The organism is Corallococcus exiguus (genome assembly GCF_009909105.1).
In the GTDB taxonomy this organism is placed as follows: Bacteria; Myxococcota; Myxococcia; order Myxococcales; family Myxococcaceae; genus Corallococcus; species Corallococcus exiguus.
This window is the reverse complement of the sequence record NZ_JAAAPK010000009.1, coordinates 371,636-397,849: the sequence shown is the minus strand read 5'-3', so window position 1 is coordinate 397,849 and position 26,214 is coordinate 371,636. Positions and strand designations below refer to the sequence as shown.

The window sequence follows — 26,214 nt, the reverse complement described above, 5'->3', positions numbered from 1 at the left end:
CCATGAGCCGTATCCTGACCATGCTGTTCGCCATGGCCTTCATCGTCTTCGCCATCGCTGGCGGAGTGGCCTCGGCGTATCTGGTGGGCTACCTGGCGGAGGAGTACCTCTTCGAGGGTGCCAGCCGCCTGACGAACATCATCTTCCTGATGCTCGTCTTCGTGATGATCACCGCGACGCTGCTCACGCTGGCGGAGCGCAAGTGGTCCGCGTTCATGCAGGACCGCGTGGGCCCCAACCGCGCGCGCCTGTCCGCCATCCCGGGCCTGGGCAACCGCTCCCTGGGCGGCATCCCGCACATCATCACCGACGTGCTGAAGATGCTGACCAAGGAGGACTTCGTCCCCGGCACCGCCAACCGCTTCCTGTTCAACCTGGGCCCCATCCTCGCCTTCGCGCCGGTGTTCGCGCTGTTCGCGGTGGTGCCGGCCGGGCCCACGGTGAACGTGTTCGGCAAGACGGTGGACATGGTCGTCGCCACGCCGGACTTCGGCATGCTGTACCTGCTCGCCATCGCGTCGCTCGCCGTGTACGGCACGTCGCTGGCCGGCTGGTCCTCCAACAACAAGTTCGCGCTGCTGGGCGGCGTGCGCGCCTCCGCGCAGATGATCAGCTACGAGGTGGCGCTGGGCCTGTCGCTGGTGGGCCTGTTCCTGGCCTTCTCCTCCGTGCAGCTGCCCACGCTGGTGGGTGACGTGGGCAACGCGCTCGTGTCCGGCACCGGCCAGGCGAAGTACCTGTGGCGCACGGACGGCGGCTTCGACCTGGGCCTGCCGGCGTGGGGCATCTTCATCCAGCCCCTGGGCTTCATCGCCTTCTTCGTGGCGTCCTTCGCGGAGACCAAGCGCGCCCCGTTCGACGCTCCGGAAGGCGAGTCGGAAATCATCGGCTACTTCGTGGAGTACTCCGGCATGAAGTTCGGCATGTTCATGATCTCCGAGTTCGTGGAGGTCGTGGTGCTGGCCGGCGTGACGGCGTCGCTCTTCTTCGGCGGGCACCACCTGCCCTTCGGCGGCGAGTGGCTGGCGGCGCAGCCCTTCTTCCAGGAGCACGGCTGGGTGTACGGCACGCTGCTGGGCACGGTGTTCTGGATCAAGGTCATCCTGCTCATCTGGGTGCAGCTGGTGATCCGCTGGACCTTCCCGCGCTTCCGTTACGATCAGATCCAGAACCTGGGCTGGAAGATTTTGCTGCCCGTGGGCCTGGCCAACGTGTTCATCAGCGGCGCGCTGGTGCTGTGGGATCCGTCCCTCCAGGCGCTGGGCGTGGTGGGCCTGCTGGAGATCGGCTTCGTGATCGCGCTGACGATGACCTCGGGTTCCAAGGCGGCGGACGCGCACGACGCGGCGCACGGCCACGGGCACGACGCGCACGGCCACGGAAGCGATGCGCACGGCCTGCCGGCGCACGCGGACCCCCACTCCCACTCCCCGGCGGGCGCGCACTAGCGCGGTCCGGAAGCGAGACAAGACACCATGGCGTTCAATGCTTCCCAGGACCCGCGCACGGACCTCCGCGAGCGGATGTACATCCCGGAGCTGCTGCGCGGTCTGGCCATCACGACCAAGCACTTCTTCCGCAACATGTTCGGCACGCGCGACCCCAACCCCCAGGTTGTGGACCGCACGGGCATGAACCTGATGACCACGGTGGAGTACCCGGAAGAGAAGCCCATCTATCCGGAGGGCTACCGCGGTCTGCACCGGCTGGTGCCGCGCGACGACGGCAAGCCGCGCTGCGTGGCTTGCTACATGTGCGCGACCATCTGCCCCGCGCAGTGCATCTACATCGAGGCGGGTGAGTACGAGCACGCGTCCGCGGACTCCGAGTCGGCGGTCATCGAGAAGTACCCCACCCAGTTCGTCATCGACGAACTGCGCTGCATCGTGTGCGGCCTGTGCGTGGAGGCGTGCCCCAAGGACGCCATCCGCATGGACACGTACATGCACACGCCGTCCGAGTACAACCGGCAGAACTTCGTCTACGACATCCCGAAGCTGCTCAAGGGCCCGCCGGTGTCGCACCCGTCCGACCCGTGGAACAAGCGCGACAGCTCCTCGGAGCCGCACCACGTCCACAAGGAAGCGCACACGCGCGTCGGTGAGGGACACGCGGACCACGGCCACGCCAAGCAGTTGGGCGCGGGCCACGGCCACGCCAAGGCGAGCACCGGGCACGCGGTGGTGACGCAGCAGGGTCCCATCCAGGTGACGAAGTTCATCAAGTAGTCCTTTGTTTCGCACCGCGTGGGGCGGGCCGTCCGCCGCCCCTTCGCACGCATCCCGGCCCGCCTCCTTCCCGCTGGATTGGGAAGGGCGGGCCGAAGCCTTTTCTGGGGGCATGTGGTGATGCTGCACCTCTTCAATGCGCATGGTGCCTGCCTGGCACGGGGAGCCCCGCCGTGAAGCGCTACCGGATGTCGGTGTGCAAGGGCTCCAGCTGCCGCGCGGGCGGCTCGGACGCGGTGCACGTGGCGGCGCGCGAGGCGCTGGCGGAGAAGGGCCTGCAGTCGCGCTGCGAGCTGTACCGGGGCGGCTGCTACGGCTTCTGCCACATGGGGCCCAACGTGGTGGTGCGCGAGGACACGGGCCGCAAGCGAGACCCGCTGTCCCCGGAGGACTACCAGCTCATGGGGTGGCCCGGAGAGGTGTACTACTCCGGGATGACGGCGGAGAAGATGCGCCGCGTGGTGGCCGAGCACATCCAGGACGACGCACCGGTGCGCGAGCTGTTCGGCCAGCCGGACTCCGGCGACGACGACTGATGCTCAGGAGGTGGGCCGTGCTTCGCGCATCCCGTTCTCCCCTCCTCCTGCCGGGTCTCGTGGGCCTGCTGGTGCTGGGTGCGTGTTCGCGGCCCGCGGCCCCGGCGCCCCTGAAGGTGCTCGGCGCGCATGCGGATGCGGACAGCCCCCGCGTCGTGGGCGCGGCGCTCGTCCGGGACGGGGATTCTCGCGAGGAGCTGCTGCGGCGCCATCCCCGTGTCGAGCCCGACGCGGCGCTGACGTCCACTCTGAAGGCCATCCTCGCGGACTCCGGGCAGCGTCTGCGATGGAGCGCGGCCCTCGCGGAGGACCTGGAGTGTGACAACGGCGACGTCCGCTTCCGGATCCAGGTGCGGGTACCGCCCGCGTGCCGGGAGCGCGCGTGTCCCGTGCTCGCCTTCTACACAACGGGCTGTCCCCGGCCGGACTACCACTGGCGCCCGGAGTTCTTCCTCCGCGCGGGCTTCATCTTCGCGGAGCCCGCGGTGCGGGGCACCAAATGCTCCGAGGACTGGGCCCGCGCGGACAACGGGCCGCTGCGCGTGGCGGCCGCCACGGACCTGGAGGCCGCCAGCCGCTGCCTGCGCCAGCGCTTCACCCGTGATGGCGTGGCCCCCAGGTTGGGCATCCTCGGGTGGAGCTACGGAGGCAACCAGACGCTGGTGGGCATGACGCGCTTCGCGGGCAGCTACGATGCGGGCTTCGCCTTCGCGGCCAAGACGGACCTGGCCTCATTCCTCTCCCAGACGACGCCAGAGCTGCGCGGTGCCAGGGCCTCCGAATACGGCGATCCGGAGCGGGACGCGGAGCGGCTTCGCGTCATCTCCCCCGTGACCTGGGTGGACCGCGTGGAGGCCCCCATCACCCTGATGCTGGGCGCGAGAGACCCCAAGGTGTCGCTGTCGGACGCGGACGTCTTCGTGCGCAAGCTCCGGGCGAGGGGCCAGGACGCGACCCTGATGATCATCCCCGAGCACGCGCACCTCACGGAACGCCCGGAGGAGATCGCCTTCGAGCACGCCCACCTCCTCCAGTTCTTCACCACGCGCTTCGGTGTGCCCCTGAAGGTCGACACGCAGCCCTGACGGGCTGCCTAGCGCACGTCCGTGCTGCGCCGGCCCCAGCGGATGACGCCGTCCCAGTCCTCGGGCGGCGGGGCCTGGATGAGGCGCTGGCAGCGCTGGACGTAGACGCGGGCCACCGGGTCGCCGTGCTCCACGGTGCAGCGGCGGAACAGCTCCTGGGCCACGATGAAGTCGCGCCCGTAGTAGGCGGTGAGGGCCTTCTCGTAGAGGGCGATGCCGGCCTGCTTCTCCGGAGAGAATTCGCCCCGGCGGCCCAGGAGTTCGTGCACGCGCACGGGCTGGGGACGGTCTCTCAGGAGCACGCGGTCCACCTCTCGGAAGACGTAGGCGTCGCTGGCGAGCTGCGCGGTGGCATGCCCCACCAGCACCTGGGTGCCGTACTCCTTGTTGGCCGCCTCCAGCCGGCCGGCCATGCTCACCGCTTCGCCCATCACGGTGTAGTGGGACTTGAGCTCGCTGCCCATGTCGCCCACCAGCAGGTCGCCCGTGTCGATGCCAGCGCGCACCGACAGCCGGTGGCCGAACTGCTTCTCCCAGAGGGGCTGCTTCTGCGCGAGCGCCGCATGGAGCTTCAGCGCCGCCTCACAGGCCAGGTGCGCGTGGCGGTCCGTGCGCACGGGCGCTCCCCAGAAGGCCATCACCGAGTCGCCGATGTACTTGTCCACCTGCCCCGCCGTGGCGCGCACCACGGCGGTCATCTCCGTGAGGAAGGTGTTGAGCAGCGGCACCAGCTGCTCCGGCGGCATCGCTTCCGACAGGCGCGTGAAGCCCTCGATGTCGCAGAGGTACACGGTCATCTGCCGGCGCTCCGGCTTCATCAGGCTCACGTCGCGCGCCACCAGCCGCGCCACGTCCGGGCTGACGTAGCGGCCCAGCGCGCTGTGCACGAACTCGCGCACGTCCTGTTCGGTGCGGAAGGCGTAGAGGGTCGTCACCAGGAACGCGAGCCCGCCGGACCACAGCGGCCCCGCGACGGCGATCCACACCTGGTCATGGACGAAGACGTAGCCCGCCGCGCCCACGTAGCCCGCCCCGGCCGCCACCGCCACGCAGACGAAGAGGAAGGCGCCGCCCACGGAGCGCAGGAGCCAGCTGCACGACAGCGCCAGGAACGCGCCAATGAACGCGAGCCCCATGGTGGCGAGCATGTCCACCTTCGGCGGCGCGCGGGTGATGCCGTCCGACGCGAGGATGTTGGCGAGCGCCTGGCCCAGCACGGCGCCGTTGGCGATGCCCGGCCCGATGGGCGTCACCCGGCGCTCGGGCGCGTAGCTGCTGGTGTTGGTGAGGATGACGGCGCGGCCATCCAGGTCGTGGTCGAAGCGGACGGGCCGCGCCTCTTGCGAGTCGAAGAGGTTGAGCAGCACGTTCCACGCGCGGATGGAGCGGGCGAGCGGGCCGCGAGCACCACGGGTGGCGGCCGGGGCCTCCCAGCGCAACAGGCTGTATCCGGCCGCGTCCATGGGCACGGAGTACTTGTCCCCGATGTAGAGGCGCCCCTCCGCGTACCGCAGCTTCTGCGTGCCCGCGAGCCGCATGGCGGCGGCCAGGGGCAGCGAGGGCAGGACGTAGCGCTCCCCCCCGCGCGGGCTGTACGCGACGAGGTGGGGCACGCCGCGCACCACGCCGTCGGAGTCCGAGGGCAGCGTGGTGGCGCCGTAGCCGCTGGCCGGACTGAGCAGCGGCGTCACCGGGTGCTGGAGCTGGCGCACCTCCAGGAGCTTCTCCGGATCCAGCCCCTGCACCTGCACGGAGGCCAGGGCGAGGAACAGGTCCGACGGGGCCACGCGGAAGGCGTCGTCCGCGGCGCGGCGCTCCTGGATGGACGCGGCGGCGGTGCCCAGCTGCTCGCCCAGGCTGCGGCCCTCGCCCTCGTCCGCGACGCCGGCCCAGACCTCCAGGGCCTTGCCGGCGGGGATGAGGAACGCTGGGCGCTGGAGGGCGAGGACGGACTGGGCGCGGGTGCGGGCCTCGGTGACGCTGGGGTAGCTGCCCAGGCGAACTCTGTAAGGCCACAAGCGGCCGGTGGGAGGCAGCGTGCGGGTGCCCTCGGCGCCCCAGCGGAAGGCGAGCACGGAGTGGCCGGGGTCCTGGTCCAGGAGGGCACGGAGCGCGTCGTCGTCCTGGGACAGGGCGCCCCGGCCCGAGCGTGTGGGGGTGACGCAGGCGCGGGGGCTGAGCTCCGGGTAGGCGAAGTCCAGCATCACCACGGAGGCGCCCTCCTCCACCAGCCGGTGCACCATGCCGCCCATGACCTGGCGAGGCCACGGGTACGCGGCGATGTCCGCGCGGGGACCCTGCTGGGCTTCGGCGAGCGTGTCGTCGTCGATGGAGACGAGCACGACGCGGTCGGAGCGCTCGGACACCTCTCCCAGCTGGCGGATGCGCCAGTCGTAGAAGACGCGCTCGCCGCCGTCTATCCAGCGCGAGAGCCCGTCGATGAAGCCGGAGGGCGACAGCCAGGGCGCGGGCGTGTCCTCCGGCCGGACGGGGCCCGTGTCGCGCTGGGAGACGAGCAGGCCCAGCAGGCAGCCGAACAGGGCCGCCATGGCGAGCGAGAAGCCGAGCCGGTGGAGGAAGCGGCGGCCAGAGGAGTGGATGCGGAGGCGTTGCACGAGCGGCGCACAGGATACTCCGTCGGAGCCCCGCGCCCATGGGCAACACGCGCGGTATGGTTGGCCGCCGTCACCCGTGCCCCGTTCAAGAGAGTGCCCATGAAACGCCTGTTGCTGTCCGCCCTGGCCACCGTGTCCCTGCTGTCGCCGCTCGCCTGTGACCTGGAGAAGACGACCAACCAGCTCAAGGCGGACCACGTCATCGTGGGCACCCTGCTCTCGACGCCGCAGGTGGACGTGTCCGCGTCCGCCATGGCGGGCTACGACGCGGGGACCTTCGGGCCGGACGGAGGGGACGTGGTGAGCTTCCCCGGGCAGACGGCGGCGTTCGTGTTCTTCGGGACGAAGTCGGGGGAGAACTCGCAGCCGCAGGGCCTGAGCGGGGCCACCGTGACGCTGAACGCCGGGAGCGCGGCGGGCGTCCCGCTCAACGGCCAGGGCGGCGGCAGCTACGGCGTGACGAGCGACTCCACGGACGACCTGAAGTACGCGTCCGGGGCCACGTACTCGTTCTTCGCGGAGCAGGGCGGGACGAAGTACGAGGCGCGGGTGGAGGACGCGCCCACGAAGGAGGCCATCCCGGCGTTCCACCCGGCGGAGGGCTTCGTGCGCATCAACGCCAACACGGCGTTCGCGTTCGACCGGCCGGCGCCTCCGCCGAACCAGGACCGGACGCTGGGCTTCGTGACGGTGGTGCCGCTGGGTTCGAACGGAGAGAAGGGCCAGTCCACCTATTCGAACGTGCCCACGTCGCCGGTGGAGTTCCTCCAGCTGGCGGCGACCCCGGCGCTGTTCCGCGAGGCGCGCGTGACGATTCCCGCCACCGCGTTCCCGAACCCGAAGCAGACCTACCTGGTCATCTTCCAGGCCGTGCGCATGGGCGGCCCGGAGTCCGACAACCTCTTCCTGGGCAGCGTCGTCCTGGCAGGCACCGCGGAAGTGGGCATCGTGCGGACGAACTGAGCGCGTCTAGCCGGCCTCGATGTCCAGGCCGATGCGCTCCTCCAGCTTGAGGCGCAGCAGGTGGCCCGCGAAGCGCTCCGACTCTTCGCGGGTGAGGATGCTGCGGAAGTCGGGGCCGTCCGCGATCTCCACCTCCATCACGGCGCCGCGCTGGAGGAGCCGGAAGAAGTCCTCCCCTCCCCCGGGCCTGGGCACGCGCAGGGGGATGAAACCCTTGAGCGGCACGACGTCCGTGCTCGCGTCGATGACGCGCAGCAGGCCCGGCGCGTCCGGGCGCACGGCGTCGGAGACGACGGACTCCTCCGCGTAGAGCGGCGCGGGCGGAAGCGACAGGTCCTCGGTGGAGTCGTCGAAGAGGAAGCCGTAGCGGGATGGCACCCGCTGCGTGAGCAGATAGCAGAGCAGGACGGCCTCATCCGGCTGCACGCGCGCGACGTGGAGGATGGAGCGCTCCGCGCCCACGCGGCGCAGGAGCAGCGTGAGGTGCGGCTGGCTGCGCTGGAGGTAGCGCTGGACGCGGTCCAGCAGCGTGGTGCGGACCTCCGTGAACGCGGCCTGGTAGCGGGCTTCGCTCTCCGCTTCGCGCTGGGAGACGGCGTCCCGGGCCTTGGTGAGTTTGGCTTCCGCGTCGCGGAGGAAGTCGCTGGCGGAGCCCTGGGGCTGGAGGCCCGGAGTCGTCGAACCGGCGTCCATGCCCGCGGCACGCACCGCGCCCAGCAGGAATGAGCCCTGCTGCGTGAGCCGGGCCTGCTCCTCGCGGAACTGGATGACGGAGGCCGCGTGCTCGCGCTTCAGCTCCGCCCAGGCGTCGTAGGTGGACTCCAGCGTCTCCAGCGCACGCAACTGCCCCAGCGCACCATCGGGTCCGGAGGCCCACGGCGTGTCTGTGTTTCGCGCGGGAAGCGCCGAGGACTCGTCCACGGCGGGCATGTCCACGGGCGTGTCATGTCTCGGTGGCGGTGTCGCCCCGGGCGGTTTCGTACCGGATGTCCGTCGATTCTTCGCCGCGCTCACCGGGTCTGCTCCTGATGCGAAGGCTCGCCCATCGCCTCGCATCCTAGGCCATTCGCCCTCCCCCTCCGCCGGAAACACGAAGGCCCCTCCCCGCCATGAGCGGGAAGAGGCCCGTGTGCGACTCCAAGGCACGCCCTGGAATCAGGTCGTCCGCTGACCCGGCGGCACCGTGGAGCCGGCGCCCTGCTGGGTCTCCGTGCCGCGCGCGGTGTTGATGGCCGTGGCGAGCTTGTCCTGGCCGCCCTGGATGCGCTGGCGCAGGTCGCCGCGCAGCTGCTGGCCCGGCTTGTCCGCGAGCAGCAGGCCCACGCCCACGCCCACGAGCACGCCCGCCGCGAAGATGCCCAGCGCCGGCAGCGCCGTCTCCGCCGTCGTGCGGCGCGTCTCCAGGCCGATGAGGTCCAGCACGTCGTCCCTGTCCAGCTTCTTCAAGTCCTTCAGGCTCAGCATGTCCGACTCCGGGGAAATGACTTCGGGGAAAGACGCGGGTTGCTTCGGAAATCCTAGACGCTGCCCGAGGGCGGCGTTCCACGGCCCGTCTGGTAGCCCTGGAAGGCGGACTCCGCCATGCCCATCAGCTCATCCTTCACGAAGGGCAGCGCGGCCAGCCGCACGCCCAGCTTGAGGATGCGCCCGGTCAGTGGCGTGAAGAGGCCACCGCCCAGCACGTAGCCCACGCCCACGGCGATGGCCAACGTGCCATAGGGGTTGCGCTCCACGCGCCCCTTCAGGTCCAGGGTCTGCCCCAGGTCCGCCACCGCGCTGCGCGCGTTGTCGATGAACTGCTGCGCGTCCGAGCCCAGCTGATCCACGCGCTGGCCGAAGCCCGCGTCGTCGCCGTGTCCCGCCGTGCCGTTGCCCGTCGTGCCCGAGTAGTTCGTCATGTCCGTGCTCGCTTTCAGGCAACCGGTTAGCGGGACGCGATGCGGCCCACGATGAAGCCCACCGCGATGGCGCCCAGGAGGCACGTGCCCGGGTTGGCCTTGATAAACCCGACGACCTGGTTGTTCAGGTCCACCAGGTTCTGCCGCGCCTCGTCCATGTCCGGCAGCTGATCCTGAATCTGCCGCGCCCGGTCTGCCATCTGCTGCGGATTGATTTCCATGGAAGCCCTCTGCTGTGCGTTCGTTTTCCGATTGCGTCTTGAAGTGTCTGCATTCAGGGCCGCGGGCGCAGCCTCAGCGCCGCGAGCCCACCAGGTAACCAACGAGGAAGGCGGTCCCCACGCAGGTGTAGGGATGCTTGCGCACCCACTGGCGCCAGTCGGTGACTTCCGCCACCTCCACCCGGAGCGCGCTCACCGACGTGGCCAGGTCGGCCCGGGTGCGCTCGATTTCCTCGCGAAGCGCCGCGCTCGTGCGCGGCAGGTGTCCGTTGCTAGCGCCCATCCCGCGGCTCCTTGAAAGCCATTCCCGTTGCGTCCTTCAGCGTGTTCACCCCGGGCGCCGCGGCCACTCGCGGCTGCGCATTGGTGAGCGCCGCCATGCTGCGCGACAGCTCGCTCACGCTGTCATCCATCATCTGGCGTGACTTCATCCGCTTCACCGCGCGCAAGATGCCCAGGCCGCCGCCCACCAGGTTCACCGCGCCCACCAGGGCCAGCGCCCCCGCCCACCCCGTCCACGGAGCGAGCACGGCCGCCAGCGCCCCGCAGACGAAGGCGTACCCCACGAGCAGGAAGGGCACGAACACGGCGATGCTCGCCACGTCCAGGCCCATGGCCTTCGCGTCCTCCGCCAGCTCCACGCGCGCCAACTGGAGGTGCTGCGTCACCAAACGACTGAAGCCGTCCGCCATGCGCCCGACGAGCGCGGCGACGCCGCGATCCGTCTGTTCACTGCCCACGTGCATGCGCTCTCCGGCCGACGCTCACGTCCCTGTGCGCGTGGGCGCCAACCTAGGCACCCCACCTCCCCGCGACAACCACGGCGCGAGGAATTTGTCCGGCGTTCGCCAGCGTCGGCCACTCAACGCGAGAAACCACCGGACTCCGGTGCGAGCCTACCCCAAGCCCACACCCCTAGCCGATCAGCTGCACCGGCGGTGCGACAGGCGGCTGCACGGCGATGGGCGCCTCGAAGCGCATCACCAACGGCAGGTGGTCCGACGCCACGCGGCTCAGCGGTGAGCGGTGCGGCGTCACCGACACGGGCCGCACCCCCGAGTCCACGTAGATGCGGTCCAACCGGAACAGGGGCAGCCGCGTGGGGTACGTGCGCGCGGCGGCGCCCAGCTCGAACGCGGCGTCGTGGATGGCCTCGCGCACGAGCGACGACACCGGCCCGTTGCCCCAGGAGTTGAAGTCCCCGCACACCACCATGGGGTCCTTGCGGGCCGCGTCGCGGAGCAGGTCGGCGGACAGCAGGAGCGCTTCCTGCCGCCGCCGCTCGCTCACGGACAGGCCCAGGTGGAGGCAGAAGACGTGCAGCTGCTGCCCTCCTCCCAGGTCCAGATCGCACCTCAACGCGCCCCGGGGCTCGCGGCGCGGCACGCTCAAGTCATAGTTCTTCGACTTGAGCACCGGCAGCCGGCTGAGGATGGCGTTGCCGTACCTTCGGCCGTTGCGGACCACGTTGGGTCCGAAGGCCATGTGCATCCCGAGCATCGCGGCCAGGTGCTCGGGCTGGTCCTCCCGGGACGTCTTGCCCCGGAAGTCCCCCACCTCCTGCAGGGCGATGATGTCCGCGTTCACCTCGCGGAGCACCAGACCCACGCGCTCCAGGTCGAAAGCTCCGTCCACGCCGATGCCGGAGTGGATGTTGTAGGAGACCAGGGTCAGCTCCACGCGTCGTTCACCCTCCCCTTCTTGCTCAGGCCGGAATGATGCGGCGGGCCGCCAGGCGCACCGCATCCAGGGGCAGCAACGCCAGCCGCCGCATCGCCGACGCCACGTCACCCACGCCAGACCGGATGGCCTTGAGCTGCCGGCGCGCCTCGTCGATGAGGTCCGGCAGCCGGCCCTGCTGCAGCGGCCGTTCCTGCGTGGGCGGCAGGGCGCCGATGGGCGCCGTCGTCCCGATGATGGGCGACGCGGCCGCCGCCTTGCGCTGCTTCTTCTTCGACGCCCCGCTCACGCGCGACACCGGCCCGTGGGAGAACTTGGCGTCCGCATCCGGACGGGCCAGCTCCTCCAACTGGAGTTCCATCTTGCGCGCGTTGAGGATCTCCTCCGTCTGCGCGTGGCTCTTGCCGTAGTGGATGCCCTCGTGTTCGTCCACCGACACCCGCGACGACTGGGCCAGGTGCTCCTTGTCGCGCTGACGAAGGCCGCGCTTCTGCGGCGGGAGCGTCTTGGGAACCTGGAAGTGGTCGAAGCTGTAGGAGCGAGGCATGCGCGCTCTCCCTTTCGAAATTGATGTGCTGCGTTGATGTCGGAAAGCTAGGGAGCCCCTCGCCGTCCGTAACGCCTTGACACGGGGAGAACTGGCACGGCTGCCTGCTGCACGTCCGGCCAGGAACACCCTTTCGCCTCCGAGAGCCCCCAAGTACCGGCAATGGCACATCTCTGGAGCCTGTCTCCAGAACGTGCGGCCAGGCGTCCACCGGGAGTCAGCCAACCGAGCCCTTCCGGGCAGAGAAGCAGCCAGCCAACACGCCCGGCGCCGGTCCGGGAAGGTTCCGCGCGTGCGTGGTGTAAAGAACGGCCCATGCCCGCCCGGACCCCTTCCGCCGCCCGCTTCTTCGTCCTCTCCCTGCTCGCCTCCGGGTCTCCGGTGCTCGCCGCGGCCACGCCCACCGCCTCCAACGCAGTGGTGACGGGCAGCGTGCCGGGCTCCTCGGCCACGCCCACCGCGTCGGGCCTCCGCGCCCCGGGCGCGCCCACGACGGGCGCCGTGCTCCAGGGCGAGCTGGCACCGATGAAGGTGGCGCCCCTGGACGGGCCGCGCCTGTCGCTCCAGCCCTCCAACCCCAAGCCGGGCGACCCGGTGCTGGTGATGGTGAGCGGCGCGTCCTCGCTGCCCACGGGCTCCATCGCGGGCCGGCCCCTGCGCTTCTTCGCGTGGAACAACGGCTACGCGGCCCTCTCCAGCCTGCCGGTGGAGCAGACGGAAGGCACCGTGGCGGTGGACGTCACGGCCCCCGGGCGCGGCCTGCCGGTGCTGCTGTCCGGCGTGCTCAAAGTTGGCGCGCCGGGCTTCCGCGAGCGCGAGCTGCGCGTGGCCAACAAGTACGTGAAGCCGCCCAAGGCGGTGAAGGCGCGCATGGAGGCGGACCGCAAGGCGTTCGCCGCGGCGTTCGCGCAGCCCTTCCACACGCCGCTGTTCGGCCAGAACTTCGCTTGGCCGCGCGAGGCCACGGTGACGGCGCCCTTCGGCGACCGCCGCTCGTTCAACGGCAAGCTGCAGACGCAGCACTTCGGCGTGGACCTGGACGGCGCCACGGGCTCGCCGGTGGTCGCCGCCAACGACGGCACGGTGGTGATGACGCGTGAGAACTACGCGTCCGGCAACACCGTGCTCGTGCACCACGGCGCGGGGCTCTACACGGCGTACTTCCACCTGTCGCGCATCGACGTGAAGGACGGCGCGCAGGTGAAGCAGGGCGACCCGCTGGGCCTGGTGGGCAGCACCGGCCGCGTCACCGGTCCACACCTCCACTGGGGCGTGAAGGCCGATGACCGCTGGGTGGATGGCCAGACGCTGCTCAAGCTGGACTTCACCGGCGCCCCGGAAGCGCCGGGCGTGGCCACCAACGCACCCGGATTGAGCAACCCGTAGCGCGCCGCGCGGCCTCTTCTCAGCCGCGCTTGGGCGTCCGGGATTTGGTCGCGGCCTTCTCCCGCTTCGGCGGGGCCGCGTCCTGGGGCTCCTCACCCTGCGGAAGCTCGTGCTTCGCGGGCTCGTGCTTCGCGGGCTCCGACTTGGAGGACGCGCTGCTCAGCAGCACGCCGTGGAGGAACGAGTCGGCGATCTGCGCCTTCGCGCGCTCGAGCATCGCCGTGTCGCGCGCGTCCGCCAGCCCCACGACGAAGGCCGTGAGCCCCATTTCAATGGAGCCGAAGAGCAGCGCGGACGCGAGCAGCGGATCCACGTCCGGGCGCAGCTCCCCTGATTCCTTCGCGCGGGTGAACATCTGCGCGCTCAGGCGGATGACGTCCACGAAGGCCGTCTGCCGGTTGATGCGGGCTCCGGCCGGTGAACGGGCAATCTCCAGGATGAGCACCTTCACCGCGCGGGGGTCCACGCGGTAGGCATCGAAGGCCACGTCCGCGATGCGGCGGACCTTCTCCACCAGCGGCCCCTCGCTCTCCGCGACGGCGCGCGCACGCGCAATGAAGCCGCTCCAGCCCGTCTCGAAGACGGTCTCCAGCAGCTCATCCTTGTTCTTGAAGTAGTGGTAGACGAGCCCGTACGCGACGCCCGCCTCCTTGGCGACATCCGCGATACGGCAGCCGTGGTAGCCCTTGCGAGCGAACACGTCGATGGCGGCCCGCAGGATGGTGCGGCGACGCTCGCTCTCCCGCGTCCCGTTCTCCGGCGCCGTCTTCTGCTGGCCCACGCGTCCTCCCATGACTGGTTGATTCAAGAATCAGCCAGCCACGCTATGGACGCGGGGCCCCGGGGTCAATCCTTACGTGGGGCCCTCCGCCTCGCCGGGGGGGAGGCGGGCGGAAGGGAGACGCATGGGGAAGAGCCCTCCCCGGGAGGGGATTCAGGCCGCCGAGCCGTTGAACATCACGCGGGCCACGCCGAGCAGGCGGTCCACGTCGCGCGCGTTGAGGCCGCGTGCACGGGCGAAATCCGAAAGGGGACGCAGCAGGTCCTCCGTCTGGGCAGGCGTCTGCTCGGTGCCCGTGAAGAGCTCACCGAGACTGACGCTGAGGGCATTGGAAAGGGCCGCCAGGGTTTCCACGTGGGGCACGCGCTCGCCGCGTTCGATCATCGACAGGAAGGACACACTGATCTGCGCTCGCTCCGCGAGCTCTTCCTGCGTCCATCGCTCCGGGCGCTGCGTGCGAAGCTCGCGAATGCGCTGGCCAATTCTTTTTCCGAGATCCGACACGAAGTACTTCTCCTCTAGGGGGGATGTTTCCGAGGTGTGTGCAACGCTCGCGTACGGCGGGTGATTCCTAACCTCCCGACCCGAAGGATCCGAATCCGGCCACACTCAGATTCACGCCGGCGAATTCCGGCGTCTGGTTGCGCCGCAGGATCACAACCCCTTCGATACGCCAGCAGTCACAGGCGGGTCCATACGACACGCCAAAGGTCTGCTGCGCAAGGGGCTGACTTTCCTGGGTAATCAGATCCTTATAAAGCGGCTGCACAAGTGCTTCGTATCGCAACCCGAGCCCGAATCCGAGCTTGATTCGCGTACCAACAGTGAGGGCCTGTGCCCGTTCGGTCGGAGAGGGGTCGACTTGATCGTTGTGGGACGGCAGGGGACGAGGTGCGTCTCCCACCAGCATGTCCACGCCCCGGCGCACGAAATCGGGTCCTTGTGCCAAAGGATCCAACCCACGATCAATTGACAATTGTTTCACGGCCAGCAGGTCGTCGTACCGCGCGTAAAGGGCGTTGCCCTTGCCGTTGTCGATGGTGAAGTCAGCGGACAGCTGGGTGATGTCGAGCGTCGTCGGGTCCATGCGCACGAGCCCGCCCGCGGTGAGCACGCCAGCGCTGGCGGACAGCCGCGCGAAGGTGTCGCGCACCACGCTGCCCTGCACGATGTCCCGGCCCGCGACGGGCGCGATGCGCGACAGGTCGAACCCCTGGCCGATGCGCAGGCGAAGCGGCTCCCGCGTGGTGGGTCCCTTGCGAACGCGCAACGACTGATCCACGGCGACCACGGCGTGGAGGAAGCTGCGCACGCTGCCGTTGGACTGGAGTGGCACCGCGGAGTCCCACTCGTCGTAGATGAGCGGCACGGTGCCGGTGCCGCTGCCGTTGAGGGCGGTGAGCCCGTGGCCCCAGCCGCCGGGCACGTAGCGCAGGTTCACCGACGGGGACATCGTGTGGCGGTAGAGCGTGTCCCGGTCCGCGAAGGTGCGCGCCAGCTGCGAGTCCAGCATCAGGTCCGCCAGCGCGTAGCCGCGCGCGGCGGTGCGGCCGGAGACCTCGCCCACGGACACGTCCTGGCGCAGCGCCACGGAAGGCGTCAGCCGGCCCCAGTTGCCCAGCCCGTAGGACGTGGACAGGCGCGGGGCCAACGACACGCGGTCGCGGCCCTCGCGCTCGGTGGGGTCCAGGCGGCCGTTGCCCTCCAGTTCGTCCTTGGGCAGGGTGAAGGTGTTGATGTCCAGCGGCGTGCCCTCGGGGCGCCAGGTGCCGGCGAGCGAGAAGAGCCCGTCGGAGCCGTCGTCCGCGAAACCGCCGCTGCGCAGGGGCGCCAGCCGGCTGTACTCCACCTGCATTCCGCCCATCACCCGTCCGCCGAAGAGGGGCCGCTGGGGCAGGGCCAGGGTGATGCCCGGCAGGCGCTGGAACGTCGTGGGGCCGTGGGGGTTGAAGGCGTCGCCACTCAGCGAAGCCACCGCGGGGACGGGGTTCGGCTGGAAGAAGCGGTAGGCGTAGCGCAGGTCCTGGCGCAGCGACACGTCCAGCCCCAGGTAGCGTTCGTCGCGGCGCTGGTACACGACGGCGGTGCTGCGCAGGTAGTTGGTGTTCTGCACCAGCAGGTCGGCGGTGAGGTCGCGCGTGTAGAAGCCATCCGACACGAAGTACGCGTCCACGCGGTCGTGCCAGCCGTCGCCCAGGTCCTGCGTGTGCTGCCAGGACGCCTCGCCCCGCAGGCCGCGCTTCTCGTCGATGATCTGCGACGTGTAGAAGGGCTCCTTCGGGTTGGTCCGGTCCACGACGCGCAGGAAGTCGGAGGTGGTGGGATCCAGCCGGGGCCGCAGGTCGTAGAGGAAGCCCAGCGTGGCCCGGCCTCGCGTGCGGTCGCTGGGGACGTAGCGGAACTCGGTCAGCAGCCGGGGGCCCTTCACGCCAGTGGGGCGGAGCTCGCGGATGGGCGTCGAGTTGCCGTCCTCGTCCACCTCGACGAACCGGGGGTTCGAGATGTCCCCGCCGCCCGTGTAGATGCCCGGCGTGAACGTCAGGTCGTAGCTCTCCCCCAGCGTGACGAAGACGGGGACGTCCAGCCCGAAGCCGTTGAGGCCTGAGTTGGACGGACGGGGGATGAGCAGGCCGGAGCGGCGTTCCGCCAGGGGCAGGTACAGCCACGGCAGCGCGAACACCGGCACCGAGCGCACGTACACCACGGGCCAGGTGAGGATGGCGCGCTCGCCCATCTTCACGTTGGCCTCCTTCGCCTCCACCCGCCAGCCCGGCTCGCCCGGGCCGCACTGACACGGGGTGAAGGCCAGGCCGTCCACGGAGAAGGCCGTCTCCCCGGTGCGGCGGATGCGCGTGCCGCTCATCAGGACGGGCGTCTCCCCCAGCTTGCGCAATTCGTCCGGCGTCTTGGCGGCCTGGAGCGCTTCGGGGGTGACGCCCTTCTTCTGCATGAAGAGGCCGCCCTTCACGTTGGCCTCGTTGGAGCGCAGGTCCACGCGCACGTCGTCCGCGATGGCGGCCATCAAGCCGCTGACGAACATCACGTTGCCGGTGGCGGTGGCCACCTGCGTGGCCTCGCTGTACGTCACCTCATCCGCGCGAAGCACGTTGGGGCCGCTGCGCAGCTCGCAGTGGCCCCGGGCGGTGAGGACGTCGTTCTCGAAGACGACGTAGTCGGCCGCGAGCTCCACGACCTCGCCGGTGGGAAGCTCCACCTGCGTGGCCAGCGGAATCTGGGCCGACACCCAGAGCGTCAGGACGACCGGGGCAAGGAAGGTCATGCGGGAGGCGTGGGCGGTGGGCGCCGTGCCGGCAACGGCGCCCGCCCCGTCCTACCGGCCCGGGCGCGGGAAGTCGAGGGTGATGAGGCCGCCTTCCTGGCGTGTCTCATAGCGAACCCCCTGCTTCAGCTGGATGACGACGCGCACCGTCTGGCCCGCGCCGGAGAACGCCTCCACCCGCGACACGGCCGACGGGAAGAAGTGCGTGTCCAGGGGGAGCGTGTTGTTGGACTCCACCACGCGCGTGTTTTCCAGCTCCAGGACCACCTGGTTGCCGGAGGTGCCCACCGTGTAGCGCACCGGCTCGTTGGTGCGCACGAAGACGCGCGAGCTGTCCGGCTGCTGCTGGAAGCCAATCTGCGTCATCGTCTTGCGGCGCGACGACACCGCGCCCCCGCCGCTCTCGCGCGACTCGGCCGCGGCGCTGCCCTGGCTGGGGCGGGCGCGCGACTCACGGGCCGCCACGGCCTGCTCGCGGCGCTCACGGGCCTCCGCCGCACGCTGGCGCCTCTGGTCGGCTGCGGCCTCGCGGGCCGACTGCTGCTCCTCGCGGCGGGCCTGCGCGGCGGCCTGGCGCTCCTCATCCTTCAGGCGCTTCGCCTCGGCGGCGGTCTGCGCGGCGGCGCGCTTCTGCTCCGCGGCCGTCTTCGCGGCGGCCTGGCGCTCCTCGGCGGCGGCCTGCGCGGCGGCGCGCTTCTCTTCGGCGGCGGTCTTCGCGTCCGCTTCCTGCTGGCGCTTCTGGTCGGCGGCGGCCTGCGCGGTGGCGCGGCGTTCATCCTCGGCGCGCTTCGTGGCGGCCTGGGCCTCCTCGTCCTGGCGCTTCTTCTCCGCGGCGGCGGCCTGCTCCGACGCGCGGCGCTCCTCGTCCTGGCGCTTCGCGGCGGCCTGGGCCTCCTCCTGGCGCTTCTTCTCCGCGTCCGCATCCGCCTTGGCGCGGGCGGTGGCCTCGGCGGCGGCCTTCTCCTGGGCCTCGCGCTCCGCCCGGGCGGCGTCGGCGGCGGCCTTCACGGCCTTCTCCTGCGCCTCCCGGTCCGACGCGGCGGCGCGGGCCGCGTCCTGCGCGTTGGAGCCGGCCTGGGTGTTGGCCGCGGTGGCTCCCTGCGCGGAGGTGCCCTGCCCTTCCGAGGGGGTTACCTGCGCGACGACCGCGCCGCCCCCGCTGCCCAGGACCTTCACCACCAGCTTGTTGCCGGAGGTCTGGATGTCCGTCTCCACCTCGCGCTCATAGCCGATGAGGATGCGCGCGATGGACGAGGACTCCGTGCCATAGGCCTGCGTGCGGATGCCCGTCACGGTGCCATTGCCGACCGGCAGCTCCTCGGGCACGTCCTTGAAGACGGCGCCGGACACGTCGATGACGAGCCGCGGAGGGTCCGTCATGGTGAAGCTGTTGAAGTCCGGCTTCTTGCTGCCGGAGATCTCCACCGTCCCGCCGCTGACGTTGACGGAGGTGATGGTGTTGTAATCCGCCGGCTGCTGCGCCAGCGCCACCAGCGGCACGAGCCACAATCCCAGCAGAGACACCGCCAAGCCCCTCATCGACGACTCCCGTGACATGCGTCAGAAGACAGACGCGCGCGAAATTATCACGCACCCGGGAGGCACCAACTTTTCAGTCTGGCCGGAACGTCCGCGCTTCAACGCAAGCGCGGCAGGGCCGGCGAGCGGGTGCGGTGCGTGCGGGTGTACTCGATGAGGTTCTTGATGTCGTAGCAGATCTGCCGGATGTCGTGCCCCATGGTGAGCTCGACGTGGCTGTTGCCCTTCACCGGCCGCCACAGCAGGTACTCGCTCTTCGCGGCGCGGTAGACGCTGCGCGTGGATTCCACGGACGCCAGCGGATCCAGGTCCCCGAAGATGATGGCCATGGGGATTTCAATCTTCCCGAAGCCGCGCTTGAAGTCGTAGTCCGTGCGGTAGCAGACCATCTCGCCCCGGCGGATCCACCGGGCGAACTGTTCAATCACCTTGCGGGGCTCGCGCTCACCGCCCTCGCGCAGCAGCCACCGGATGTCGTCCCGGCTGACGCGTTCGGTGTTGATGAGCCGGTTCAGCTTGCGCGTGAAGCGCTGATACAGCGCGGACTCGTCCGCGTGCGACAACTGGCGCTCCACCCACTTGAGCACCACGTCCACCGGCACCGCGTTGAACACGAGTGACTTGGGCGCATCCGGCTCCAGGCGCTTCTGGAGCACGGGGCTGAAGGCGCCCGCCCCCTTCGCCAGCAGCGAGCGGCCCAGCGAGGCCGCGCGGCGGTTCAGGTTCAGTCCGCCCAGCGTCAGGTCCACGGCGCTCGCGACGAGCGGTGAGCCGTGCGCCAGCGCGCGCAGCAGCATGAAGCCGCGCCCCAGGTCCGCGGGCGACCCGATGGTGATGAGCCCCTCGAAGTCGTCGTGGATGCCGGCGTAGCCGTAGCCCAGCATGCCGCCCATGGAGTGGCCGCAGTAGAAGACGCGCTCGCGGCGGGTGATGCGTTTGACGCCGGACACGGCCGCCGGCAGGTCGTAGAGGAAGTAGCTGTCCAGGTCCCAGCCGTAGTCCAGGTCCTGCGGCAGCGGGCGCTTGAAGCGCTCGGCGCGCTCCTTCTGGAAGGCGATGGAGCTCTTGCCGTGCCCGCGCAGCTCCAGGATGTGGATGTCCACGCCGAAGAAGAGCAGGTTCTTGACGAACTGGCCGCTCGTCCACGTGTGCCGGTTCTGGGAGAAGCCGTGCACCAGCAGCAGCGGCTCACCGAACAGCGGCTGCGCGAAGGCCTGTTTCACCGGCCGGTAGCGCGTGATGACGAGCGACCAGCCGTCCGCCGTCTCCACCACGTAGTTGGTCTTGGAGTACAGCGCCCGGAAGTCGACCTCATCGACGGTGGGCATCGGGGGTCCCGGAAGCGCTGATCTCCAGTCCGGCAGGCGCATGTCGCAAAGTTACTGCTGATACCGCATCGCGCCAAGGCTTCGGTCAACCCATCGCTTCACGGCGCCTACCAGGAACAGTGAGCCTGTAGCGAGGACCACGCCGTCCGGGCGACCCACTGCATCAGCCCTCGCTCCGGCAAGGGCCTCCTCCAGGGAGGAGTGCGCGGCGACCCGTGAACACAAAATCCGTGCTTCAGCGATGTATCGCTCCGGGGCAAGCGAGCGCGGCGTCTCCAGCGGCGTGAGGTGCACGGAGGCCGCCAGCGGAAACAGGGCTCGCATCATCGGCCCCCGGTCCTTGTCCGCCACCACCCCGAAGACGAGGTGCAACGGCCGCCCGGAGTAGAGGGCGCGCAGGGCCTCCAGCAGCACCGCCACGCCCGCCGGGTTGTGGGCCCCGTCCACCACCACCGTCGGGTCCTGGGACACCTCCTCCAGCCGCCCCGGCCATCGCGCCGTGGCCAGACCCTCGCGCGCGGCCTCCGGCGTCACCGCCACGCCCCGGGCATGGAGGGACTCCAGGCAGGACAGGGCCACCGCCGCGTTCTGGTGCTGATACGGACCGCGCAGCGCGAGCATGAGGCCGTCGAGCGACCAACCATGTCCCCGATACGACAGTGTTCCATCGACCCCTGGGACGATGCCGAAGTCGCGGCCCTCCACCTGGACGGGCACGGCGAGCTGCTCCGCGCGGCGCAGGAGCGCGTCCAGGGCCTCCGGCTCCTGCCGGGACAGGACCACCGGGACACCCGCCTTGAAGATGCCGGCCTTCTCCCCTGCAATCTCTCGGAGCGTGTTCCCCAGGTACTCCATGTGGTCGAAGGACACGGGGGTGACGCACGTGACGACGGGGTTCGCGGCGGTGGTGGCGTCCAGCCGGCCGCCCAGGCCCGTCTCCAGCACGGCCACGTCCACGCGCTCGCGGGAGAAGTGCCAGAGCGCGACCACGGTGCCGAACTCGAAGTACGTCATCGGATCCGACAGCGCGGAGGGGTAGCGCTCCAGGACCTCCAGGATGCGCTGCCCGAAGACCTCGTCCGGGATGTCCTCACCGGAGACGCGGATCCGCTCGTTGACGCGCACCAGGTGCGGGGACGTGTAGAGCCCCACGCGATGGCCGGCGGCCTCCAGCGCGCGCGCCACGAAGGCGCAGGTGCTGCCCTTGCCGTTGGTGCCGGCGACGTGCAGCGCCGGGTAGTCCCGCTCCGGGTGATCCAGCGCGGCGAGCGCGTCCCTCACCCGCTCCAGCCCCAGCTTGATGCCGGAGGGGTTGAGCGCCTGGAAGAAGCGCAGGGCCTCTTCGGGGGTGCGGGGCGCGTCCATGGGTGGAAGCCCGCTGCCCTACCCCAGCATGCCGAGGATCTGCCCCAGCTTCCCGCGCAGGTCCTTGCGGTGGACGATGGCGTCGATCATCCCGTGATCCAACAGGAACTCCGAGCGCTGGAAGCCCTCCGGCAGCTTCTGGCGGATGGTCTGCTCGATGACGCGCGGGCCGGCGAAGCCGATGAGGGCCTTGGGCTCCGCGAGGATGATGTCGCCCAGCCAGGAGAAGGACGCGGCCACGCCGCCCGTGGTGGGGTTGAGCATCACGGAGACGTACGGCTTGCCGCTGGTGCGGAAGCGGGCAATGGCCGCGGACGTCTTCGCCATCTGCATCAGGGAGAAGATGCCCTCCTGCATGCGCGCGCCGCCGGACGCGGAGAACACCACCGCGGGGCACTTGAGCTCGAAGGCGCGCTCGAACACGCGCGTGACCTTCTCACCCACCACGGAGCCCATGGAGCCGCCCATGAACTCGAAGACGAAGCTGCCAATGGAGACGGGGTGGCCCTCGATGCGGCCCACGCCGGAGATGAACGCGTCGTTCTCCTCCAGGTTCTTGCGCGTGGACTTGAGCCGGTCCTTGTACTTCTTGGAGTCGGTGAAGCCGAGCGGGTCCTGGGGCTCCAGCTCCTTGTCGAACTCCTCGAAGGAGTCCGGATCCAACGTGGCCGCCAGCCGCGCGCGAGCCGTCCAGGCGTGGTGGTGCTCGCAGTGCATGCACACCATCCAGTTCTTCTCGAGCTCCTGGCGGTAGATGATCTCGTCGCACTGCTCGCACTTGGCCCAGAGTCCCTGCATGCGGGAGGGCTGGGGCTCGGCGGCTTTCTCTGCGTCGACGGCGATGCGGGGCTTCTTGGAGAACCAGGCCATGAGGCCCGGGGGTTAATCCGACCGCCGCGGGCCGTCAATACCTCCGTACGGCGCGGCGCGGCACGACGGCCCCTAGAACTGGAAGGTCTCGCCCAGCTCCAGGACGTTCACGGGCAGCGGGGCCAGCTCCTTCTTGAGCTGGGTCACGAAGGCGGGCTTCAGGTGGTAGAGCATCACCTGGGCGCCGTTGCGGTCGAACTTGCGCAGCTCCGAGCCCACGGTGGCGGGCGTCAGGTGGCCGGAGATGTCCGCCAGGGCCTGGAGGCTGTTGGGGAAGCTGGCTTCCAGCAGCAGCGCCTTCAGGTTCTTCGTGGCGTTGAGCGCCTTCCACAGCTTGTCCGTGGGGCCGGTGTCGCCGCTCATGGCCAGCGACGTCTTGCCGTCGCTGATGATGAAGGCGCACGACTCCACGGGGTGGCTCACCGGCACGCTCTTCACGGTGTAGGGGCCCACCTGGAAGGTGCTGCCGGCGCGGAAGGTCTTGATGGCCAGGACGGGCTTGTTGCGCGTGGGGATGCGCGTGAAGTCCGGCCACAGCGAGTTGTTGAACATGTTCTCGCGCAGCGCTTTCGCGCACTCGCGGGAGGCATGGATGGTGACGGGCTTGTCCCTGCGGCCGATGACCAGGTCGGCGAGCAGCGGCAGGTCCTTCACGTGGTCGAAGTGGCTGTGGCCGACGAGCACGTCGTCCACCTTGCAGAGCTGATCCAGCGAGAGCGTGCCGGTGAGTGCGCCCGCGTCGAGCGCGAGCACGTCGTCCACGAGGAAGCAGGTGCTCCTGCACGTGGGAAGCTCGCCGCCGTGGCACCCGAGGACTTGCAGCTTCACGCTAGAGGTCTCCGAACTTCCACTTCATCTCGAGGTAGTTGAGGAAGTCATGCAGCCGGGCCGTGTCGTACACGGTGATCCTGTCGCCGCTCCGCTCGATGAGGCCCGCGCGCTCCAGGCGCTCCAGCATGCTGCGCACGGCGGGCTCGCCCACGCCAATCTGCCGGGGCATCTCCCGGACGGCGAAGTCCACCTCCACGCCCTCCTCCAGCGGCCGGCCGCGCGTCTGGCAGGCCTGGAGGATTTGATGGACGACGCGGCTGGCGGGGTCGCCGTGGAGCAGGTTTTCAATCTGGGCGTCCGCCTCGGAGAGGCGCTCGGCCAGCTTCTTGATCATCCGCACGGCGATCTCCGCGTTGCCGCGGATCATCGCCTCGAAGGTCTTGGGATCGATGACGAGCAGCTTCGCGTCGTCATGCACCACGGCGGAGGCGTTCCGGGGCTTGTTGGAGATGATGGCCATCTCCCCGAAGAATTCGCCCGGCCCCAGGACCGCGAGCACCTTCTCCACGTCGCGTACGCGCTTGGAGATGGCGATCTTCCCGGACTGGATGACGAACATCTCCTTGCCGATCTCTCCCTCGCGGAAGAGCTCGGTGCCCTTGGGGAACTCCTTGCCAAAACGTTGAAAGAGGGTTTCCTCGGCGCCCATCTGGCCCGCGAGTCAATCAGCCCCCACCCCACCGGTCAAATATCCCAGACCGATATCGTGCGGGCGCCCCAGGGCAGCGAGCCGCCGCAAACCCGACACGTCCCATCCGAGGCCCGAGACAGGGGCCCCCGGGAGGGGTACAAGGCCGGCCCGTGGGAACGACCTACAAGCAGTCCGGAGTAGACATCGAGGCCGGCGACGCGTTCGTCGAGAAGATCAAGCCCCATGCCGCGCGCACCACGCGCCCTGAAGTCCTGGGCGGGGTGGGTGGGTTCGGCGGCCTGTTCGCACTGCCGCCCGGCAAGTACCAGGCGCCGGTGCTGGTGGCGGGCACCGACGGGGTGGGCACCAAGCTGAAGGTGGCCTTCCTGGCGGGGCGCCACGACACGGTGGGTATCGACCTGGTCGCCATGTCGGTGAACGACATCCTCACCTGTGGCGCGGAGCCGCTCTTCTTCCTGGATTACTTCGCCACGGGGAAGCTGGAGGTGGACGCCGCGGCGGAGGTGGTCAAGGGCATCGCGCTGGGGTGCGAGCAGGCGGGGTGCGCGCTCCTGGGCGGGGAGACGGCGGAGATGCCGGGCTTCTACGCGCGGGGCGAGTACGACGTCGCGGGCTTCTGCGTGGGCGTGGTGGAGCGGTCCGCCATCATCGACGGCAAGACGGTGAAGCCGGGGGACGCGCTCATCGGGCTCACGTCGTCGGGGCTGCACAGCAACGGCTACTCGCTGGCGCGCAAGGTGCTGCTGGACGACGCGAAGCTGCCCCTGGACATGACGCCGCAGGGGCTGGACCGGCCGCTGGGTGACGCGCTGCTGGAGCCCACGCGCATCTATGTGAAGGACGCGCTCGCGCTGTGCCAGGCCGTGAAGGTGAAGGGCATGGCGCACATCACCGGCAGCGGCATCCCGGGCAACCTGCCCCGGTGCCTGCCGGACGGGACGCGCGCGGTGCTGAGCGAGTCCACGTGGAAGAAGCCGGCCATCTTCGACCTCATCGCGAAGACGGGCGGCGTGGCGCGCGACGAGATGTTCAGCACGTTCAACATGGGCCTGGGCCTCATCGTCGTGGTGGCGAAGGAGGACGTGGCGAAGGCGCTGGAGGTGCTGCACGCCCGGGGCGTGGAGGCCACCGAGGTGGGCCGGGTGGAAGCAGGCCAGGGCGAGGCCACGGCGGTCATCGACCCATGAGCGCGCGGCGGGCGCGGCTGGGGGTGCTCGTCAGCGGCGGCGGGAGCAACCTGCAGGCGCTGCTCGACGCGGCCGGACAGGCGGACTACCCGGCCGAGGTGGCGTGCGTGCTGTCCAACGTGCCCACGGCGTTCGCGCTGGAGCGCGCCCGGAAGGCGGGCGTGCGCGCGGAGGTGGTGGACCACAAGGGCTTCGGGTCGAAGGTGGACTTCGAGGCGGCGCTGCTCGGCGTGATGGCCGACGCGGGCGTCGAATGGGTGTGCCTGGCGGGCTTCATGCGGCTGGTGAGCGCGGACTTCCTGAAGCACTTCCCGGGGCGCGTGCTCAACATCCACCCTTCCCTGCTGCCGGCGTTCCCGGGGCTGCATGCGCAGAAGCAGGCGCTGGAGCGCGGCGTGAAGGTGGCCGGGTGCACGGTGCACTACGTGGACGCGGGCACGGACACGGGCCCCATCATCGCGCAGGCGGCAGTGCCCGTGCTGCCGGAGGACGACGAGGCGAGCCTGAGCGCGCGCATCCTCGCGGAGGAGCACCGCCTGTATCCGCTGGCCGTGCGGCTGGCGGTGACGGGCGCGGTGACGCTGGATGGGACGCGCACGAAGGTGGCCGCGCGGGTGACGGGAGACAGCACCGCGCTCCGCAGCCCGGGTTCGCCGACGTGACGAAGGCCGTGGAGCCGTCGCATGCCGCGCCCGAAGTGCAGAACCCGGCTGAGAACGCCCCCTCGGATCAAGGCGAAGCGTCGGCCCGCGATGCACGACGAGAGGCCCTGCGTGCGGCCCCCACGGTGATGGTCAGCGCGTGCTTGCTGGGCGAGGCGTGCCGCTACGACGGACGCTCGCAGCGTTCGGAGCGCGTGCTCGCGGCGCTGGAAGGAAAGGCCGTCATCCCCATCTGCCCTGAGGCCGCCGCGGGCATGGGCATTCCACGTCCGCCTGTGGATCTCGCGGGTGGCACGGGCGTGGACGTCTGGGCCGGCCGTGCACGGGCCCTCACGCGGGAGACGCGCGAGGACCGCACCGCCGCGTTCCAGGACGGCGCCCAGCAGGCCCTGGAGGCTGCCCGGCGGTTCGACGTCACGGTGGCGCTCCTGAAGGAGAAGAGCCCCTCGTGCGGCAGCCAGCGCGTCTACGAGACAGGCGTGCTGCGCCCGGGTGAAGGCATCACCACCGCGCTGCTTCGCGCGGATGGGCGCACCGTCGTAAGCGACGAGGACCTGTAA

Annotated in this window: 27 protein-coding genes; 9 read left to right on the top strand and 18 right to left on the bottom strand. The window is 70.1% G+C overall.

Annotated features, from left to right (window positions below; translation table 11 throughout):
• Positions 1-2: 2 nt before the first annotated feature.
• The 4 genes from GTZ93_RS30465 to GTZ93_RS30450 all read left to right on the top strand — a co-directional run bounded on the left by GTZ93_RS30465 (position 3) and on the right by GTZ93_RS30450 (position 3,849).
• The gene (locus GTZ93_RS30465) at positions 3-1,448 is read left to right on the top strand and encodes a complex I subunit 1/NuoH family protein (RefSeq protein ID WP_121753321.1); all 1,446 of its coding nucleotides are present in this window, start codon (positions 3-5) and stop codon (positions 1,446-1,448) included.
• A 27-nt stretch (positions 1,449-1,475) separates the two neighbouring features.
• Positions 1,476-2,228 carry a NuoI/complex I 23 kDa subunit family protein gene (locus tag GTZ93_RS30460; protein WP_120577353.1) on the top strand — a complete coding sequence of 251 codons (753 nt, stop codon included), beginning with the start codon at positions 1,476-1,478 and terminating at the stop codon, positions 2,226-2,228.
• Positions 2,229-2,401: 173 nt separating this feature from the next.
• Positions 2,402-2,764 (top strand): (2Fe-2S) ferredoxin domain-containing protein, encoded by a 363-nt coding sequence (locus GTZ93_RS30455; RefSeq protein WP_120577354.1) that lies wholly within the window; start codon positions 2,402-2,404, stop codon positions 2,762-2,764.
• A gap of 17 nt (positions 2,765-2,781) precedes the next feature.
• Positions 2,782-3,849 carry an alpha/beta hydrolase family protein gene (locus GTZ93_RS30450; RefSeq protein WP_161663159.1) on the top strand — a complete coding sequence of 356 codons (1,068 nt, stop codon included), beginning with the start codon at positions 2,782-2,784 and terminating at the stop codon, positions 3,847-3,849.
• Between the two features lie 8 nt (positions 3,850-3,857).
• Here GTZ93_RS30450 and GTZ93_RS30445 read toward each other — a convergent pair whose 3' ends face one another.
• Entirely contained in the window at positions 3,858-6,464 is a 2,607-nt protein-coding gene (locus tag GTZ93_RS30445; protein ID WP_306464216.1) for an adenylate/guanylate cyclase domain-containing protein, read from the bottom strand.
• A 99-nt stretch (positions 6,465-6,563) separates the two neighbouring features.
• On the opposite strand from GTZ93_RS30445, the gene GTZ93_RS30440 reads away from it, so the two are divergent.
• Entirely contained in the window at positions 6,564-7,427 is an 864-nt protein-coding gene (locus GTZ93_RS30440; protein WP_121753324.1) for a hypothetical protein, read from the top strand.
• 6 nt (positions 7,428-7,433) lie between these two features.
• Here GTZ93_RS30440 and GTZ93_RS30435 read toward each other — a convergent pair whose 3' ends face one another.
• From GTZ93_RS30435 to GTZ93_RS30400, 8 genes are all read right to left on the bottom strand, one after another.
• Positions 7,434-8,357 carry a hypothetical protein gene (locus GTZ93_RS30435; RefSeq protein ID WP_167548509.1) on the bottom strand — a complete coding sequence of 308 codons (924 nt, stop codon included), beginning with the start codon at positions 8,355-8,357 and terminating at the stop codon, positions 7,434-7,436.
• 225 nt (positions 8,358-8,582) lie between these two features.
• Entirely contained in the window at positions 8,583-8,891 is a 309-nt protein-coding gene (locus GTZ93_RS30430) for a YtxH domain-containing protein (RefSeq protein WP_120577357.1), read from the bottom strand.
• Between the two features lie 53 nt (positions 8,892-8,944).
• Positions 8,945-9,325, bottom strand: coding sequence for a hypothetical protein (locus GTZ93_RS30425; protein ID WP_120577358.1), 381 nt, complete (start codon positions 9,323-9,325; stop codon positions 8,945-8,947).
• 26 nt (positions 9,326-9,351) lie between these two features.
• Complete coding sequence (locus GTZ93_RS30420; protein WP_120594639.1) at positions 9,352-9,546, bottom strand: hypothetical protein; 195 nt, start codon at positions 9,544-9,546, stop codon at positions 9,352-9,354.
• A gap of 73 nt (positions 9,547-9,619) precedes the next feature.
• Complete coding sequence (locus GTZ93_RS30415) at positions 9,620-9,829, bottom strand: DUF3618 domain-containing protein (protein ID WP_120577360.1); 210 nt, start codon at positions 9,827-9,829, stop codon at positions 9,620-9,622.
• Positions 9,819-10,292, bottom strand: coding sequence for a phage holin family protein (locus GTZ93_RS30410; RefSeq protein WP_120577361.1), 474 nt, complete (start codon positions 10,290-10,292; stop codon positions 9,819-9,821). Before GTZ93_RS30410 ends, GTZ93_RS30415 begins: the two co-directional genes overlap by 11 nt.
• Positions 10,293-10,461: 169 nt before the next feature.
• Positions 10,462-11,226, bottom strand: a complete 765-nt coding sequence (locus tag GTZ93_RS30405) for an endonuclease/exonuclease/phosphatase family protein (protein ID WP_120577362.1) — start codon at positions 11,224-11,226, stop codon at positions 10,462-10,464.
• Positions 11,227-11,251: 25 nt separating this feature from the next.
• Positions 11,252-11,773: a hypothetical protein gene (locus GTZ93_RS30400; RefSeq protein WP_139924152.1), complete on the bottom strand. Its 522-nt coding sequence runs from the start codon at positions 11,771-11,773 to the stop codon at positions 11,252-11,254.
• Between the two features lie 525 nt (positions 11,774-12,298).
• Between GTZ93_RS30400 and GTZ93_RS30395 the strand changes: the two genes are divergently transcribed.
• Positions 12,299-13,159, top strand: a complete 861-nt coding sequence (locus GTZ93_RS30395) for a M23 family metallopeptidase (protein WP_233597435.1) — start codon at positions 12,299-12,301, stop codon at positions 13,157-13,159.
• A gap of 19 nt (positions 13,160-13,178) precedes the next feature.
• Here GTZ93_RS30395 and GTZ93_RS30390 read toward each other — a convergent pair whose 3' ends face one another.
• The 9 genes from GTZ93_RS30390 to GTZ93_RS30350 all read right to left on the bottom strand — a co-directional run bounded on the left by GTZ93_RS30390 (position 13,179) and on the right by GTZ93_RS30350 (position 23,802).
• Complete coding sequence (locus GTZ93_RS30390; RefSeq protein ID WP_139921808.1) at positions 13,179-13,940, bottom strand: TetR/AcrR family transcriptional regulator; 762 nt, start codon at positions 13,938-13,940, stop codon at positions 13,179-13,181.
• A 153-nt stretch (positions 13,941-14,093) separates the two neighbouring features.
• Positions 14,094-14,444: a helix-turn-helix domain-containing protein gene (locus tag GTZ93_RS30385; RefSeq protein WP_014398120.1), complete on the bottom strand. Its 351-nt coding sequence runs from the start codon at positions 14,442-14,444 to the stop codon at positions 14,094-14,096.
• Positions 14,445-14,511: 67 nt separating this feature from the next.
• The gene (locus tag GTZ93_RS30380) at positions 14,512-17,220 is read right to left on the bottom strand and encodes an LPS-assembly protein LptD (RefSeq protein WP_139921802.1); all 2,709 of its coding nucleotides are present in this window, start codon (positions 17,218-17,220) and stop codon (positions 14,512-14,514) included.
• Between the two features lie 51 nt (positions 17,221-17,271).
• Positions 17,272-18,759: an AMIN domain-containing protein gene (locus GTZ93_RS30375; protein WP_180946151.1), complete on the bottom strand. Its 1,488-nt coding sequence runs from the start codon at positions 18,757-18,759 to the stop codon at positions 17,272-17,274.
• A 98-nt stretch (positions 18,760-18,857) separates the two neighbouring features.
• A complete protein-coding gene (locus GTZ93_RS30370) occupies positions 18,858-20,129 on the bottom strand; it encodes an alpha/beta fold hydrolase (protein ID WP_139921799.1) in 1,272 nt (423 codons plus the stop codon).
• Positions 20,130-20,138: 9 nt separating this feature from the next.
• Positions 20,139-21,452 carry a bifunctional folylpolyglutamate synthase/dihydrofolate synthase gene (locus GTZ93_RS30365; protein WP_180946150.1) on the bottom strand — a complete coding sequence of 438 codons (1,314 nt, stop codon included), beginning with the start codon at positions 21,450-21,452 and terminating at the stop codon, positions 20,139-20,141.
• A gap of 18 nt (positions 21,453-21,470) precedes the next feature.
• Positions 21,471-22,322 (bottom strand): acetyl-CoA carboxylase, carboxyltransferase subunit beta, encoded by an 852-nt coding sequence (gene accD, locus GTZ93_RS30360; RefSeq protein ID WP_139921797.1) that lies wholly within the window; start codon positions 22,320-22,322, stop codon positions 21,471-21,473.
• A gap of 72 nt (positions 22,323-22,394) precedes the next feature.
• Entirely contained in the window at positions 22,395-23,150 is a 756-nt protein-coding gene (locus tag GTZ93_RS30355) for an MBL fold metallo-hydrolase (RefSeq protein ID WP_120580707.1), read from the bottom strand.
• Position 23,151: 1 nt separating this feature from the next.
• Positions 23,152-23,802 carry a Crp/Fnr family transcriptional regulator gene (locus GTZ93_RS30350; RefSeq protein WP_120549954.1) on the bottom strand — a complete coding sequence of 217 codons (651 nt, stop codon included), beginning with the start codon at positions 23,800-23,802 and terminating at the stop codon, positions 23,152-23,154.
• 152 nt (positions 23,803-23,954) lie between these two features.
• Here GTZ93_RS30350 and purM point away from each other — a divergent pair, with 152 nt between their 5' ends.
• From purM to GTZ93_RS30335, 3 genes are read left to right on the top strand one after another with little or no spacing between them, the layout of a single operon-like run.
• Positions 23,955-24,992, top strand: coding sequence for a phosphoribosylformylglycinamidine cyclo-ligase (gene purM / locus GTZ93_RS30345; RefSeq protein ID WP_161663157.1), 1,038 nt, complete (start codon positions 23,955-23,957; stop codon positions 24,990-24,992).
• A complete protein-coding gene (purN, locus tag GTZ93_RS30340; protein ID WP_139923235.1) occupies positions 24,989-25,654 on the top strand; it encodes a phosphoribosylglycinamide formyltransferase in 666 nt (221 codons plus the stop codon). Before purM ends, purN begins: the two co-directional genes overlap by 4 nt.
• Positions 25,651-26,214: a DUF523 domain-containing protein gene (locus tag GTZ93_RS30335; protein ID WP_257979511.1), complete on the top strand. Its 564-nt coding sequence runs from the start codon at positions 25,651-25,653 to the stop codon at positions 26,212-26,214. The genes purN and GTZ93_RS30335 overlap by 4 nt, the downstream gene beginning before the upstream one ends.

Bases quoted from the DNA above. Each gene is read 5' to 3' on its own strand.
- GTZ93_RS30410 (WP_120577361.1), bottom strand. From the start codon at position 10,292: ATGCACGTGGGCAGTGAACAGACGGATCGCGGCGTCGCCGCGCTCGTC.
- GTZ93_RS30395 (WP_233597435.1), top strand. From the start codon at position 12,299: ATGAAGGTGGCGCCCCTGGACGGGCCGCGCCTGTCGCTCCAGCCCTCC.
- GTZ93_RS30350 (WP_120549954.1), bottom strand. From the start codon at position 23,802: ATGGGCGCCGAGGAAACCCTCTTTCAACGTTTTGGCAAGGAGTTCCCC.
- GTZ93_RS30420 (WP_120594639.1), bottom strand. From the start codon at position 9,546: ATGGAAATCAATCCGCAGCAGATGGCAGACCGGGCGCGGCAGATTCAG.
- GTZ93_RS30365 (WP_180946150.1), bottom strand. From the start codon at position 21,452: ATGGACGCGCCCCGCACCCCCGAAGAGGCCCTGCGCTTCTTCCAGGCG.
- GTZ93_RS30460 (WP_120577353.1), top strand. From the start codon at position 1,476: ATGGCGTTCAATGCTTCCCAGGACCCGCGCACGGACCTCCGCGAGCGG.
- purN (WP_139923235.1), top strand. From the start codon at position 24,989: ATGAGCGCGCGGCGGGCGCGGCTGGGGGTGCTCGTCAGCGGCGGCGGG.
- GTZ93_RS30370 (WP_139921799.1), bottom strand. From the start codon at position 20,129: ATGCGCCTGCCGGACTGGAGATCAGCGCTTCCGGGACCCCCGATGCCC.
- GTZ93_RS30430 (WP_120577357.1), bottom strand. From the start codon at position 8,891: ATGCTGAGCCTGAAGGACTTGAAGAAGCTGGACAGGGACGACGTGCTG.
- GTZ93_RS30425 (WP_120577358.1), bottom strand. From the start codon at position 9,325: ATGACGAACTACTCGGGCACGACGGGCAACGGCACGGCGGGACACGGC.
- GTZ93_RS30415 (WP_120577360.1), bottom strand. From the start codon at position 9,829: ATGGGCGCTAGCAACGGACACCTGCCGCGCACGAGCGCGGCGCTTCGC.
- accD (WP_139921797.1), bottom strand. From the start codon at position 22,322: ATGGCCTGGTTCTCCAAGAAGCCCCGCATCGCCGTCGACGCAGAGAAA.
- GTZ93_RS30375 (WP_180946151.1), bottom strand. From the start codon at position 18,759: ATGAGGGGCTTGGCGGTGTCTCTGCTGGGATTGTGGCTCGTGCCGCTG.
- GTZ93_RS30440 (WP_121753324.1), top strand. From the start codon at position 6,564: ATGAAACGCCTGTTGCTGTCCGCCCTGGCCACCGTGTCCCTGCTGTCG.
- GTZ93_RS30435 (WP_167548509.1), bottom strand. From the start codon at position 8,357: ATGCCCGCCGTGGACGAGTCCTCGGCGCTTCCCGCGCGAAACACAGAC.
- GTZ93_RS30380 (WP_139921802.1), bottom strand. From the start codon at position 17,220: ATGACCTTCCTTGCCCCGGTCGTCCTGACGCTCTGGGTGTCGGCCCAG.
- GTZ93_RS30465 (WP_121753321.1), top strand. From the start codon at position 3: ATGAGCCGTATCCTGACCATGCTGTTCGCCATGGCCTTCATCGTCTTC.
- GTZ93_RS30400 (WP_139924152.1), bottom strand. From the start codon at position 11,773: ATGCCTCGCTCCTACAGCTTCGACCACTTCCAGGTTCCCAAGACGCTC.